This is a genomic window from Corynebacterium gottingense, from assembly GCF_003693265.1.
In the GTDB taxonomy this organism is placed as follows: Bacteria; Actinomycetota; Actinomycetes; order Mycobacteriales; family Mycobacteriaceae; genus Corynebacterium; species Corynebacterium gottingense.
The window spans coordinates 16,990-30,946 of sequence record NZ_RDRE01000001.1; the positions used below are offsets into that span (position 1 = coordinate 16,990).

General features: G+C 65.1%; 11 protein-coding genes. 1 reads left to right on the forward strand and 10 read right to left on the reverse strand.

Going from position 1 to position 13,957, the window contains the following annotated elements:
- Positions 1-81: 81 nt before the first annotated feature.
- From EAW56_RS00105 to EAW56_RS00150, 10 genes are all read right to left on the reverse strand, one after another.
- Complete coding sequence (locus EAW56_RS00105; RefSeq protein WP_239215572.1) at positions 82-957, reverse strand: glycosyltransferase; 876 nt, start codon at positions 955-957, stop codon at positions 82-84.
- A 6-nt stretch (positions 958-963) separates the two neighbouring features.
- A complete protein-coding gene (locus tag EAW56_RS12495) occupies positions 964-1,653 on the reverse strand; it encodes a DUF6973 domain-containing protein (RefSeq protein WP_133064815.1) in 690 nt (229 codons plus the stop codon).
- Between the two features lie 102 nt (positions 1,654-1,755).
- A complete protein-coding gene (gene rfbA, locus EAW56_RS00115; RefSeq protein ID WP_122084592.1) occupies positions 1,756-2,619 on the reverse strand; it encodes a glucose-1-phosphate thymidylyltransferase RfbA in 864 nt (287 codons plus the stop codon).
- A 39-nt stretch (positions 2,620-2,658) separates the two neighbouring features.
- Entirely contained in the window at positions 2,659-3,135 is a 477-nt protein-coding gene (locus tag EAW56_RS00120; RefSeq protein ID WP_122084594.1) for a hypothetical protein, read from the reverse strand.
- Between the two features lie 52 nt (positions 3,136-3,187).
- Positions 3,188-4,510 (reverse strand): sugar nucleotide-binding protein, encoded by a 1,323-nt coding sequence (locus EAW56_RS00125; protein ID WP_122084595.1) that lies wholly within the window; start codon positions 4,508-4,510, stop codon positions 3,188-3,190.
- Between the two features lie 21 nt (positions 4,511-4,531).
- Entirely contained in the window at positions 4,532-5,512 is a 981-nt protein-coding gene (rfbB, locus tag EAW56_RS00130) for a dTDP-glucose 4,6-dehydratase (protein ID WP_122084597.1), read from the reverse strand.
- Positions 5,513-5,518: 6 nt separating this feature from the next.
- Entirely contained in the window at positions 5,519-6,709 is a 1,191-nt protein-coding gene (locus tag EAW56_RS00135) for a polysaccharide biosynthesis protein (RefSeq protein WP_122084598.1), read from the reverse strand.
- Entirely contained in the window at positions 6,706-8,784 is a 2,079-nt protein-coding gene (locus EAW56_RS00140) for a prolyl oligopeptidase family serine peptidase (RefSeq protein ID WP_122084600.1), read from the reverse strand. The genes EAW56_RS00135 and EAW56_RS00140 overlap by 4 nt, the downstream gene beginning before the upstream one ends.
- Positions 8,785-9,930 (reverse strand): alpha/beta hydrolase, encoded by a 1,146-nt coding sequence (locus EAW56_RS00145; RefSeq protein WP_122084601.1) that lies wholly within the window; start codon positions 9,928-9,930, stop codon positions 8,785-8,787.
- A gap of 370 nt (positions 9,931-10,300) precedes the next feature.
- On the reverse strand, positions 10,301-11,968 hold the full coding sequence (locus EAW56_RS00150) for an alpha/beta hydrolase (protein ID WP_239215553.1): 1,668 nt from the start codon (positions 11,966-11,968) through the stop codon (positions 10,301-10,303).
- A 177-nt stretch (positions 11,969-12,145) separates the two neighbouring features.
- Here EAW56_RS00150 and lpdA point away from each other — a divergent pair, with 177 nt between their 5' ends.
- Positions 12,146-13,609 carry a dihydrolipoyl dehydrogenase gene (lpdA, locus tag EAW56_RS00155; protein ID WP_122084603.1) on the forward strand — a complete coding sequence of 488 codons (1,464 nt, stop codon included), beginning with the start codon at positions 12,146-12,148 and terminating at the stop codon, positions 13,607-13,609.
- The last annotated feature ends 348 nt before the right edge of the window (positions 13,610-13,957 follow it).

The following is a 13,957-nucleotide window of genomic DNA, read 5'->3' on the forward strand; positions in this document are numbered from 1 at the left end:
AATACGTTACCGGTCTCGATGGAAAAGTAGGGCGTACACGCGCGTGAGCAGCCTGTGAGGAATAGTCAGCGAAAACGGTGTTCACTTACTTCGATGGAACAGCACGCCATATGCGCGCTGCATGAGGTGTAGTGGGAGCGCGCGGTAGAGGTTTCGGAGGACGAAGTTGAGGCGCGCGCGCACCGGCGAGACTAGGCCATACTGAACCAGCGCGGTTTGAAGTTCTCTTTCAGCCTCGCGTACGTTGTTCGCGGAACGGCGTCTGAACTGGTCTTGATCCACTCGAAAATATGTTAGAGGTTCTGGGAGATTATAAAGTTTCTTCCCCTGCGAGATCATGCGTGCCCATAAATCGTAGTCCTCCATGCCACGTAGATCGCGGTAACCTCCTACGGCAAGTACGTCGGCGGTGCGAAACATTACCGAAGGGTGGTTCATTGGGGAGTTGAGTCGGACGTATTTTGCAATCGCCGAGGGAGATTCCGGCAGTTTTCTAATATTGCCGTGACCCGCTTCGTTGAACTCCCTCATCGAGGAGCCGACTACCGAGATGTCAGGGTGCTTACTGAGGAAACTGAGCTGAGTCTCGATGCGGTGTGGGAAAGCGGCATCGTCCGAGTCAAGGCGTGCGACAAATTCGGTGTCGACTGCACGAAGACCAGCTGCCAGAGCTTTCCCGAGGCCAACATTTTCTTCCAACGGTAGCGTATCGACGTTGTTGAGAAGCGAATGGACGTCCTGGGCGATTGGGCCGTCGAGAACTACGAGAATGCGTTCGGGCGGCCGAGTCTGTGCTTGTAGGCTCTTCAGGGCGAAGGCGAGATCTTCAGCTTTCGTATTTGCGTATACGGACATGAGTACTGTGACTTCGCCTACGCGCAATGACTTGACCTGCTTTTCTTCGAATTGTGAACGTGTGATCTCAGGGCAAATTTCTCTGAAGCCCTGAGATTTCACATCTGGCTAGTTCAAGGTTTTTAAAATACCATTCCCCGACCATGTGTGGCAGAAGTTGACTGCTTTTCTCCAGTCATTTCCTGCGGCGACAGCTGCCCACCTTCCTTGAGCATTGTTGTATAGGTCCATTTCCTTCTCAGCTTGCGGACCGGTTGTGAACTTCTCGTGATTAGTCCCAATCAGTTTCGCTGCATTTTCTCCGAGATCGATTGTCATTGATGCGCTCCACCAGCAGTGACGCCAGGCGTCTCCTCTTCCGTTGTGTGAGGAAGTCGGATAGAAGCGAATAGCTTCGTCGGAAGCGTGATCGGCGAGTTGCTTTGCTTTGTAGCATTTGGACGCGCCTAGCGTGATGCCGCATTGAGCAATCTCAGCAGCACTTAAAACGGTTCGGCTGTAGGCTGATCGCGTTTGTGCGTTTGGGTGCGCAAGGGCGGCTGCATCTTCAAGCTCCGCTGTGACTGCGAGTTTGGTTTCCAGACTGAGGTTGTCGAATTCCTGCCAAAATTCCTCTTCGGAAAGAGTGCGATTTTGTTCGATGAAGGCTTTCGCATCAGCTTCTGCTGTCGGAGTGATTCGGCTTCGGTCAACGCTGCTAAAACCTTCGGTATCAAGCTCCTGGGTATCCGCGTGGGCGAGAGGTGTTAAGCCTAGGGTAAGTGCGAGCATTGCTGCTGCGGTGATTTTTGCCAACATGGCATCTCCTTGGTGTTGGGGGAGGGGGGACCGCGGTGGTTTTCCGGGTAAAAGAATTGTACCAAAAATTAGAGCGGGAAAATGACTTTCCCGTGACTTCTCCTAGTCCCGCGCTGCGTCCAACAAGTAGCGCCCGTAACCCGATTTCAGCGTGGCGCGGCCGAGGGCCTCGAGCGCGTCGCGGGAGATGAACCCCTCCCGGTAGGCGGCCACCTCGGGCGAGCCGATGATGGTACCGGTGCGCTTCTGCATGACCTCCACGTACGCGCTGGCCTCGCTCATGGAATCAATGGTGCCGGTGTCTAGCCACACGTCCCCGCGGTGCAGCCGGTGGACCTTCAGCGCGCCCTCGCGCAGGTAGGCCTCGTTCACGCTGGTGATTTCCAGCTCGCCGCGCGCGCTCGGGGTGATCTGTTTAGCAATCTCCACCACCTTGCTGTCGTAGAAGTACAGGCCCACGACGGCGAAGTTGGACTTCGGTGTATCCGGCTTTTCCTCGATGGACAGGGCGGTACCTGTTGCATCGAACTCGACGACACCGTAGCGCTGCGGGTCCGAGACCTCGTAGGCGAAGATGGCACCGCCGTCCACGTCGCGGGTCTCGCCAAGAATCCGGGTGAGCTGCGTGCCCTCGAAGATGTTATCCCCCAGCACGAGTGCGACCGAGTCGTCGCCGATGAAATCCTCCCCGATGATGAAGGCCTGCGCGAGCCCATCCGGGGAGGGTTGGACTGCGTAGTTGAGCATGACTCCGAAGCGTGAGCCGTCGCCAAGCAAACGCTTGAACGCGCCCGCGTCCTCCGGGGTGGTGATGATGAGAATGTCGCGGATACCTGCGCTGATCAGCGTGGTCAGCGGGTAGTAGATCATCGGCTTGTCATAAATGGGCATGAGCTGCTTCGAAGTGCCCTGCGTGATCGGGTACAGGCGCGTGCCGGACCCGCCGGCCAGAATGATGCCTCGCATGCGTCCCAGACTAGCCGGTCACGCGAAGTCCGCCCGCGCTTACTCCTGTGTCATTTCCTTCATGAAGTCTTCGAAGGTGTAGCGGCCGGCGGCGATCTCGCGCACGTCGAACCTCACTGCCAGGCCCAGCACCGTGGTGAGGACGCCCAGCACGAGCAACGCGATCTGCGGCTTGCTGATCTTGGAGAAATCGCCGCTGGACATCGCTTGCAGGATGTCCGGGGCGGAGGGCGCGGCCGTCGACGTGGTGGTGGTCGGCGTGATCGTGGGGGTGGTGGTGACCGTGACCGTTGGGGTTGTCACGGTGGTGGGACTCGGGGTGGCGGTCGGCGTTGCGGTTGCGGAGGTGGTCCCGGTTGCCGTTGCCGTCGGAGTGGCAGACGTCGTCCCCGTCTGCTCCGTCTGCGCAGCGTGCGCCGGGACCACCAGGCCCGCGGCCCCCAGGACGGCGACGGTGGCCAACGCGACGGACTGCGTGCGGGACATCTGCGTGCGGGGCAGCTGCGTGCGAGACATGGTGGAGCTCCTTTTACGGTTTCCTCAGGCAAAGCAAGTTCAGCGTCTAAACCTACTGCATCGCAAGGTGCAGGGCGAGTGCTGCTCGCCAATTGGTTGGCGTGAATCCGGTCGCCTTGATCTTGTCCAGGCTTAGCGTGGACTCCGCCGGACGGCGCGCCTCCGGTCCGTTGAGCTCGGCGTACTGCGCCGTGGTCACCGGGTGTACCTCGGAGGGGCCGTGGCCGACGCCAATGAACACGGCCATGGCGATCTCGTCGCGGCCCACCGCGTCCCCGTCCGAGGTCAGGTTGTACACCCCGTACTCGGCCCGGGTGCGAAGCAGGTGCGCGATGCCCTTGGCCAGGTCCTCGGCGTACGTGGGGCGGCCGCGCTGGTCCATGATCACCTTCGGCTCCACCCCGCGCGCGGCAAGACCTGCCATCGTGGACATGAAGTTGTTGCCGTCGCCGAAGACCCAGGCGGTGCGCACCACGTAGTGCTTGCGCGCCACCTGCGCCGCAGTATCGCCCGCGGCCTTCGACGCCCCGTAGGCCGACAGCGGGGAGGGGGTCTCCGCCTCGTCGTGGACCTCGCGGGTGCCGTCGAAGATGTAGTCGCTGGACACGTGCACCAGCGTCAGATCGTGGGCATTGCTTATCCGCGCCAACTGTGCCGGCGCCTCAGCGTTGACCGCCCAGGCGGTGGCGCGGTCGTCCTCGGCGCCGTTGACGTCGTTGTACGCGGCGCAGTTGATCACGGCCCAGTACTGGGAGAAGTCCAGGTCTGGCATGTCGGTGAGGTCGAACTCGTCGTGGGTGAAAAAGTCGGCCTCATCCTCGCCGTACACCTGCCTGAGCGCCCGGCCCAGCTGGCCGTTCGCGCCGGTGACGAGGATTTTGCGGGGTGGGACTGGCGTGGCGTCGGCAAGCATCGGGTGCTTCGTGTCTGCCTCCGAAAGCTCGGTGGGCTCGAGCGGCCACTCGACCTCCTTGTACGAGCAAAACGCGTATGCTCCGTCCGGGTTGTAGCGCTGATTGACCAGGTATATGTAGGTCGTGGCGTCCTCGAGCGCCTGGAAGCCGTTGGCCACGCCGCGCGGGACGAACACCGCGATGTCCGGAGTGATCTCCAACCCGAACGTTTTGCCGTAGGTGAGCGAGCCCTTGCGCATGTCCACCCACGCGGCGTAGACGCGGCCCGAGGCCACCGAGATCCACTTGTCCCACGGCTCGGCGTGCATCCCGCGGGTGGCGCCGCGCCGGGCGTTAAAGCTCACGTTCTGCTGCGCGGGCACGAGCGCCTGGCCCGCCCAGTTCTCCTTGAACCAGCCGCGATTGTCCTTGTGGACGGTCAGCCGTTCAACCTGCAGGCCTTGAATCGGGGTCTCACACATGCACGCCAGTCTAGGGGCTGCCTACTGGCCGCGCGCCGCGTAGCCCGCCTCCACCGCGTCCTTGCCCGCGGCCCACCACGACTCGTGGTCGCGGTACCAGGCAATCGTCTGCTCCAGGCCCGCGCGCAGGTCCGTGTAGCGCGGCTGCCAGCCCAGCTCGCGGCGCAGCTTCGTCGCGTCCATGGTGTAGCGCTGGTCGTGGCCGGGGCGGTCCGCGACGTGCTCGTAGGTGCCGCCCATCAGCGCGCAGATGTCCTCGATGACTTGCTTGTTGGTCACGTGCGCGCCGCCGGCCCCGATGTTGTAGGTCTGGCCCAGCTCGCCGCGCTCCAGGATGGTGAGCACCGCGTCGTTGTGGTCGTCCACGTGGATCCAGTCGCGCACCTGCGCGCCCGATCCGTACAGCTTCGCGGGCTCGCCGCGCAACAGATTGGTGATCTGCCGGGGGATGAACTTCTCCACGTGCTGGTAGGGGCCGTAATTGTTGGAGCAGTTGGAGATGGTCGCCGGGATGCCAAAGGAGCGGACCCACGCGCGCACCAGGTGGTCCGAACCCGCCTTCGTCGCCGAGTAGGGCGAGGACGGGTTGTACGGCGTTGTCTCAGTGAAGGCGTCCGTGCCGCCGAGGGCGAGGTCGCCGAAGACCTCGTCGGTGGAGATGTGGTGCAGCCGCGCGCCGTGCTCGCGCACCGCCTCGAGCAGCGTGTACGTGCCCACCAGGTTGGTTTGGATGAACGCCGAGGGGTCGCGCAGCGAGTTGTCGTTGTGCGATTCCGCGGCGAAGTGCACCACGGTATCGGCGCGTGCGACGAGGCGGTTGACCAGCGGGGCGTCGGCGACGTCGCCAAGCACGAGCTCCACGTCGCACCCGGCGAGGCTGTCCCGATTGCCCGCGTAGGTGAGCTTGTCCAGCACCACAATCTTGTCCACCCTGCTGAGCGCCATGCGCACGAAGTTGGACCCGATGAACCCGGCACCGCCGGTGACCAGCATTGTTCCCATAGGGAACTACCTTAGCGCGCGCCGCAGCCCCGCCACATGCACCAGCGCGCCGGCCAGGGGGCCTGCGAAGAGGGCAATGCTTATCGACGCCACCGTGCCCCCACCCTCAGCACCCACCGGCGCCGCGAACAAAATCCCAAACGCCACCGCCGTGGCCGTGAGCCACCCGGCGACGTACCAGCCGTGGCGCTCCAGGGCGAGCACCGCAACACCGGTGATCATGAGCGCGCCCATGAACGCGGACGCGAAGGTGAGCACGCCGAGCGACACCCCGCCCATCGCGTACTCCGGCGAGAACGCGATGCGCAGGATGAGCGGGCCGACCGCCCACGCGGCGACGAACCCCACCGCGCCGAGCCCCAGGACCGCGCCAATTGGCATGGCCAGCGCCGTGTAGATCCGGTCGCGGTGCTCCACAAACCGGACCACCAGGGCCGACTGGAAGCGCTGCAGCGGCACGAGCACGGGCGCCCTGGTGAGGATCACGGCGTTGATCACCGCCGCCACCGGCGCGCCGGGAAACGCCGCGTTGATCACGGCGGGGAAGCCGGTGATTAGCGCCGCCGACGCCCCGGAGGCCACCATGGCGGTCACCATGCGGCGTACGAACAGGCCGCTGTCCACGTCCACCGGCACCTGCAGGTGCTCCCGGCGCAGCAGGGTGAGCCAGCTCGCCGCGCCGATCACGGTGATGAGCAGGAAGACCGGCAGGCCCCACCCGGCGGCCCATGCCACCACGGCGAGGACCAGGCGCACGCCCGAGTCCAGGGCGAAGAGGGCGGCGTAGCGGCCCCACAGGTGTGAGCCGGACAGGACGCCCGCCAGTACCGCCTGGAACACGTAGCTGATCAGGCCGATGGTGAGCAGGGCGGTGGCGGTGCCCGGGGACTGCGGTACGACGGTGCCCATGAGCAGGGCGCCGCCGACCGCCACGACGACGAGGACCACCGCCGCGAGCCGGGCGCCGATGCGCCACGGGTTAGCCGCGCCGCGCTTGCCGGTCTCGGCGGCGGAGGCGACGGCGCGGGTGGTTTCGTGCGTGATGCCGTCGACAAGCCCGGCGCCCGCGAAGAAGACGCTCCAGAACGCGGCGAAGTGCCGGTAGCCCGTCTCCGGGTCCAGGGCGCGGGCGGCGACCCAGAGCACGACGAAGCCGCTGATGGCCGCGAAGATGGTGGCCAGCGTCAGGTTCTTCACTGCGTGCGCTCCGCCGTTGCTGTGTCGCCGATCTGGCGTTCCAGCCAGGTGTAGATCATGGCCTCCACGCGCGCCACCTGCTCGTTGTCGGCCGCGCCCGCGTGCCCGCCGGCGGTGTTTTCAAAGTAGTCGACCGGCTGGCCGGCTTCCCACAGCGCGAGCGCGAAGGTGCGCGCGTGGGCGGGGTGGACGCGGTCGTCGCGGGTGGACGTGGTCACCAGGGCCGGCGGGTAGGCGGGGGCGCTGGCCACGTTGTGCAGCGGCGACCACGTCTCAATGAAGGCGCGCTCGGCAGGGTCGTCCGGGTCCCCGTACTCCGCCATCCACGACGCCCCGGCGGAGAGCGTGTGGTAGCGCAGCATGTCCGTGAGCGGGACCTGCACCACGGCGGCGCCGAAGCGGTCCGGGTACTGGGTGAGTGCACCGGAGGTGAGCAGCCCGCCGTTCGAGCCGCCGCGGATGGCAATGCGCTCGGGCGTGGCGTAGCCGCGAGCGACGATGTCTTCCAGCACCGCGCGGTGGTCCTCCCACACCTTGTGGCGGTTCGCCTTCACCGCCTGCGAGTGCCAGCTGGGGCCGAACTCGCCGCCGCCGCGCAGGTTGGGCTGTACGTAGAAGTTGCCCTTGGACAGCCAGGCGATGCCGCGCACGTTGGAAAACGACGGCGTAAGCGAGACCTCGAAGCCGCCGTAGCCGCCCACCAGCGTCGGGCGCGGGCCGCGCGAGAAGTCGCCGGTGATGTAGTAGGGGATCCGGGTGCCGTCGGCGGAGGTCGCCCAGTGCTGGCGGGTTTCCAGCCCTGCGGTGTCCGAAAGGTCAAAGAGGGCGGGGGCGTGTTTGACCGCGTTGGGGTGATCGGGCGCGGTGGCGTCGAGAAGCGAAAGCGTGCTCGGAGTGGTGAAGCTGGAGGTGTTGAGCCATACCTCATCGCCGTCGAGCGGGCTGGTGGCCACGATGTGCGCGGCCGAGGCCGGCGGGAGCGGGACGTCGGTGCGCTCCCAGGTGCCGAGGGTGATGCGCTCGATGCGGGTGGACACGTTGTCGAGCGTGGTGACGAAGGCGTAGTTGGCGGTCAGCGAGAGGTCTTCAACCGCGCCTGAGTCGGACAAGTCGGACAGGACGCGGAAGTCGCGCTCGCCCGCGAGGAAGCGCTCCAGGTCGGTGACGGCGAGCGCGCCGGCCGGGATCGTTGCGCCCTCCGGCTGGTAGTCGGTGCGCGGGATGATGAACAGCCACTGCTTGTAGGGCACCGCGCTGCAGTCCAGCGGCAGGCCCAGTTCGTGGCCGTCGACCCAGGTCCGGGACGTGTAGAAATCCAGGGCGCGGGTGATCACGGTGCGCTCGTAGCCGGGAGTGGGGTCGTAAGAGGCGCCGACGGCGACGTCGCTCGCCTCGCCGCGGAAGATCTCCTCCGCCTGCGCGAGCGGCGTGCCGCGGTGCCAGCGGCGAACCTGCGCGGGGTAGCCGGAGTGGGTGAGCGAGTCCTCGCCCAGGTCCGTGCCCACCAGGAGCGTGTCGCGGTCGACCCAGCTCACATCGGTCTTGGCCTCGTCGATGCGGAAACCGTCGGCGACAAAGGCGCGGGTGTGCAGGTCAAACTCGCGGATGGTCACCGCGTCGGCGCCGCCGCGTGACAAGCGCAGCAGCGCCCGGTCCTGCGTCAGCGGCAGCACGGTCGCGCCCTTCCACACCCAGTCCTCACCCTCTGCGCGGGCAAGCGTATCCACGCTCACCAGTTCCTCCCACTCCGTTTCCGGAGCCAGGAACTCGGGCAAGGTGGTGCGGCGCCACACGCCGCGGGGGCGCGAGGCGTCGCGCCAGAAGTTGTAGAGGAAATCGCCGCGGCGCAGCACGTAGGGGATGCGCGCGTCGGTGTCCAGGGCGGCGCGGATGTCGCTGCGGAGGCGCGCAGCCTCCTCGGCGAGCGGGCTGCCGAGCGCGGTCAGCGAGGCCTCGGTGTCGGCGGACCACGCGTTGGCCCACGCCAGCGCCTCATCTCCGGTGATCTGGTCGAGCAGCGCCGGGTCGATCGCTCTGCTGCGGGGCTGATTGCTCTGCTTGCTCTGCGGGTGCATCTACATCCCAAACGCAGGGGCGATGGTGGTGAACCATGCCTGCTGGATGTCGTCCTGCCAGTATCCCCAGGAGTGCGTGCCAGCGTTGCGGAACTCGTAGTGCGCCGGGATGTTCAGCCCGTCGAGCTTTGCGCGCAGGTCGTGGTTGCACTGGTTGATGGCGGCCTCGATCGCGCCACCCTCGACCTGCAACGTGGTGGCGGCGACACCCGCCGCGATCTCCGGCACGCCGGCCTCGCCCACCAGGTAGCTGACCTGGTCCTTCCGGCCAGCCAGGCCGGTGGAGGAGGAGATGTAGAGCTTGGTGCCGCGCAGGCGCTCGGCGTTGGCCAGCCCGTCGTTCCACACATTGTTCGGGCTGCCCATCGGGCCCCACATTTGCTCCGGGGTGATCTCCTGGAAGTTCGGGATGTTCGCCGCGCGGTTGACGGTCACGCGCCCGTAGTTGTATCCGTGCGGGGAGGCGGTGGCGGCGCAGCCGGAGAACGAGGCGGCGGCGTCGTAAAAGCCAGGGCGGTGCTCCGGCAGCACGAGCGCGCTCGTGCCGGACATTGAGAAGCCGACGATGGCGCGGCGGTTGTCCGCGTTGAGCGTGCGCTCCATCGGGCCGGGCAGCTCCTGGGTGAGGAACGTCTCCCACTTCTGCGGCCCGCGGACGTAGCGCCCCTGCGGGTTTTGGTCTACCCAGTCGGTGTAGTACGAGAACGCGCCCGCCTGCGGGATGACCACGTTGACGCCCTTGCCTGCAAAGAACTCGCGGCTGGTAAAGGACTTCAGCCAATCCTGATCCTGCTCCGCGCCCCCTGCGCCGTTGAGCAGGTAAATGATCGGTGCGTTGGGCACGCGCTGCCCGGCGGAATTGGTTGCCGGGATCACCGCGACCGGGATGCCACGCCGCATGGAAGGCGAGTACACCTGGTACGACAGCACGTTCTTGTGGTCTACCTGCTGGGTCCACGACTGCGGGCGGTTGGTGTTCAGCGCCAGCGGCGGGTTGGACCGCGCGTCCCACGCCTTCACAGTGCCCACCGGGGTCTGCCCCGCGACCTGGGCGGCGGTGACGGTGGCGGCGTCCGCCGCCGGGGTCATACCGCAGGCCAGAGCGATTGTCGACGCCGCGGCAACCACGGCTCCCTTCAAGTTCATCAGTCCTGCATTCCTTTTCCAGGTTGTCTTGGGAGTAACAGAGAGAAGCGGGAGTGCCCACTGTTTCAGATATTGCCGAGTGCTCATCTTACGTTACTCATGGGGCAATTGAGGTTACAGTGTGCGACAATAGGCCGCACAGTTTGTAACAGCGGTGACAGAAAACGAGGTTTTTCACATGAACGGATTGGAAACCATCCAGGTCCAGATCAACGAGGCGCTCGGCCAGATTCTCAACTTTGGCTCGTCGACCTCCTCCACCATCGCCTACGGTCTGGGGCTGTTCTAAGCCGCACGTTTGTGGCCCAATAGTTTGAGGGCTGGCTTGCACCCGGTGCAAGCCAGCCCTCAAGGCGTTTCCGGCGGGTGACTAGTTGGCGTCGGCCGCGGTGGTCTCCGTCGGCGCTGTGGTTTCAGTGGTTTCAGTGGTTTCCGTGGTTTCCGTTGCCTCATCCGTCGCGGTGGCGGCGGCGGACTCGGAAGGCTCGGCGGCAGTGGTCGTTTCAGTCGGCTCGGTTGGGAGCGTCGGCAGGGCCGGTGCTTCCGGTGCGTCGGTCCCGGTCGGCTTCTCGGGGGCCGCCGGGGTGTCCTTCTCGGTCGTGGTCTCCGGCTCGTCCGGGAGCAGCGCCGGGCGGATCACGGTTGCCCAGGACTCGCGCATGTCCTCCAGCCAGGACGGCCAGGAGTGGGTGCCGGTGGCGCGGAAGTTGTAGTGCGCCGGGATGCCCTTGGCGTCCAGCTTGGCGCGCAGGTCGTGGGTGCAGGCGTTCATCGCGCCCTCGATCACGCCGCCCTCGACCAGGAGGGTGAGGTGGTTAGAAAAGGCGCGGCTGGATTCCAGGTTGCGCTGGTTCTTCAGGTAGCCGATGGTGTCGGTCTCGCTGACCAGGCCGGTGCCGCTAGAAATGTACAGGTCAGTGCCCTTGAGGTACTCCGCCATGACGAGCGCGTCGTTGTAGCGGTTGTACTCGGAGCCCATCGGGCCCCACAGCTCATCCGGGGTCAGGCCGCCGCCGCGGTTCACCGTCAGGCCGACGAAGAACCAAGGGAGCGGGCGGGAGGTCGCGGCGCAGCCGGAGAAGGAGCCGACCGCCTTGTAGAAGCCCGGGTTGTGCTCAGCGAGCAGGAGCGAGGAGGTGGCGGACATGGAGAAACCGGAGACCGCGCGGCGGTCGTTGGTGGTGTCCATGTACGGCTCGATTGCCTGCGGCAGTTCCTTGGCCAGGAAGGTGGACCACAGCTGCTTGCCGTTCATGTAACGGTTCTTGTCCGGCTCGGTGAGCCAGTCCACGTAGTAGGAGAAGGCGCCCTCCATCGGGATGACCACGTTGACGGGCTCGTGGCCCAGGGTGCGGTCGAGGGTGCCGCCGGCCTGGGCGATCCAGTCCGTGTCCTGCTCGGAGCCGCCGGCGCCGTTGAGCAGGTAGTAGGTCGGCGCGTCTTTGATGTAGTTGCCCTGGTCGTCGGTCGCGCGGATGATCGCGACCGGGATGTCGCGCTCCATGGAGGGGGAGTAGACCTCGACGGCCTCGCCACCGTCGAAAAGCTTGATCTTGTCCACCCATTCCTGCGTGCCGCCGGTGGCGGCGGGCAGGGAGCGGGTGAGCGGCTTGACGGTACCGGCGGAAGTAGCGCGCTCCTCCTGCATGTTGTTCAGCTTGTCGGGGTCGGTTTCGGGGCCGGACAGGACATCGTCGATAAGCGCGCCGACCTCGCCCTCGTCCCCGGTCGGGTTGGAAGCGCCGCCGCCGTTGGCGTCGGTGAGCTCGCTGTCGGAGTCCTCGGCGTCCGAAGTTGGCTCGCTCGGCGCAGAGGACGCAGACGACTCAGAAGACTCAGTGGTCTCTGCCGGCTCAGAAGATGCGGTGGATTCCGTCGTCTCCGGCACGGTCGCGGAGGTGGTGGATTGTGCGGCGGCGATCTGCGCGGGCTGGGTGCCTTCCTCGCTGTCGGCGCTGAGGTGGATACCTGCCGGGACCGCGGCTGCGGCGATGGCAACTGCGGCGACGGCGGCGAGTGCGGGGCGCGTGAACTTCACGGTGGCTCGCTTTCCTAGTTAGCTGTGTAAACGGTGTAAACAAACGGGAGGGCTCGTCGTTGCTTCCGTATATATTGCCAGATCGCCGTAATGTTACAGGAGCGAAACCGGAGTACAGGGTGTTTCGGGGTGTTCGGTACCCACATTCGGGCGCTGTACGGCACTCGCGGAAGCGCGATGTGGGGGAATGCATACCCAAAGTTGGGGAATGCACGTATCCTGTGTGGCGTGAGTAAAGAACATTTTGACGTTGTTGTCCTCGGCGCGGGCCCCGGTGGGTACGTTGCCGCCATCCGTGCAGCTCAGCTGGGTAAGAAGGTTGCAGTTGTAGAGAAGCAGTACTGGGGCGGTGTCTGCCTCAACGTGGGCTGCATCCCGTCCAAGGCGTTAATTAAGAACGCTGAGGTTGCAGAGATTTTCAACCACGATGCCAAGACGTTCGGCATTAAGGGTGACGTGGAGTTCGATTACTCGGACGCCCACAAGCGCTCCCGCCAGGTCTCTAAGAAGATCGTCGGTGGCGTGCACTACCTGATGAAGAAGAACAAGATCGCCGAGATTAACGGCCTTGGTTCCTTCACCGACGCGAACACGATCGAGATCACCGAGGGCGACGACAAGGGCACGACCGTCACCTTCGACGACTGCATTATCGCCACAGGCTCCGTCGTGCGCACGCTCCCGGGCATTGAGCTGTCCGAGAACGTTGTCTCCTACGAGGAGCAGATCCTCAACCCCGAGGCCCCGAAGAAGATGGTCATCGTGGGCGCCGGCGCGATCGGCATGGAGTTCGCCTACGTGCTGTCCAACTACGGCGTCGACGTGACGGTTGTGGAGTACATGGACCGCGTCCTGCCCAACGAGGACAAGGACGTGTCCAAGGAGATTGCGAAGAAGTACAAGAAACTCGGCGTGAAGCTGCTGACCGGCCACGCCACCACCGCCGTGCGCGACAACGGCTCCGAGGTCGAGGTGGACATTCAGAAGAATGGCACCGACAAGACTGAGACGCTCACCGTGGACCGCGTGATGATCTCCGTCGGCTTCGCCCCGCGCACCGAGGGCTACGGCCTGGAGAACACGGGTGTCGAGCTGACCGAGCGTGGCGCCATTGCTATCGACGATCGCATGCGCACCAACGTCGAGCACATCTACGCCATCGGCGACGTCACCGCGAAGCTGCAGCTCGCCCACGTCGCGGAGGCTCAGGGCATCATCGCCGCGGAGACGATCGCGGACGCGGAGACCCTGGAGATCGAGGACTACATGATGACCCCGCGCGCGACCTTCTGTAACCCGCAGGTCGCGTCCATGGGGTACACCGAGGAGCAGGCGAAGGAGAAGTGGCCGGACCGCGAGATCAAGGTTGCGACTTTCCCGTTCTCCGCGAACGGCAAGGCTGTCGGCCTGGCCGAGACCGCCGGCTTTGGCAAGCTCATCGCCGACGCCGAGTTCGGCGAGATCTTGGGCTGCCACCTCGTCGGCGCAAACGTCTCCGAGCTCATACCGGAGGTCGTGCTGGCGCAGCGCTTCGACCTCACCGCAGGCGAGATCGCGCGCTCCATCCACATCCACCCGACTCTGCCGGAGGTGATCAAGGAGATCGCGCACGGCATCGAAGGCCACATGATCAACCTCTGAGCCATTGCTTGTCGACGGCTGCGTCGACGCAACTGCAGCGCCCCGGTTCGCCGGGGCGCTTTTTGCGTGCAGCGGGGCGTCGAGAAGCGACAGCTCAACCTCACGTTGAAACTAAGGGTAAACTTACCAACGAAAGGTTGACACATTAAGGGGTGCGGGCAGGGGGATCATGAACAAAATGTGGCGAGAGTGTGCAAGGTCACAAATTACCGTAGGGTGGGCTGGGAACGTTGAAAGTTGCTGGGAGCGGGCGCGCTCTGGGGGTCAAGCGAGAAAGGTATTCCCATTATTCGAGGTGGGAGGGGGTGTGGGAGCGCGGAAGTGGCGCGAATAAATAGGTGGGGTGCC

Bases quoted from the DNA above. Each gene is read 5' to 3' on its own strand.
- EAW56_RS00125 (WP_122084595.1), bottom strand. From the start codon at position 4,510: ATGTGTGAGACCCCGATTCAAGGCCTGCAGGTTGAACGGCTGACCGTC.
- EAW56_RS12495 (WP_133064815.1), bottom strand. From the start codon at position 1,653: ATGTTGGCAAAAATCACCGCAGCAGCAATGCTCGCACTTACCCTAGGC.
- rfbA (WP_122084592.1), bottom strand. From the start codon at position 2,619: ATGCGAGGCATCATTCTGGCCGGCGGGTCCGGCACGCGCCTGTACCCG.
- EAW56_RS00140 (WP_122084600.1), bottom strand. From the start codon at position 8,784: ATGCACCCGCAGAGCAAGCAGAGCAATCAGCCCCGCAGCAGAGCGATC.
- EAW56_RS00120 (WP_122084594.1), bottom strand. From the start codon at position 3,135: ATGTCTCGCACGCAGCTGCCCCGCACGCAGATGTCCCGCACGCAGTCC.
- lpdA (WP_122084603.1), top strand. From the start codon at position 12,146: ATGTGGGGGAATGCATACCCAAAGTTGGGGAATGCACGTATCCTGTGT.
- rfbB (WP_122084597.1), bottom strand. From the start codon at position 5,512: ATGGGAACAATGCTGGTCACCGGCGGTGCCGGGTTCATCGGGTCCAAC.
- EAW56_RS00145 (WP_122084601.1), bottom strand. From the start codon at position 9,930: ATGAACTTGAAGGGAGCCGTGGTTGCCGCGGCGTCGACAATCGCTCTG.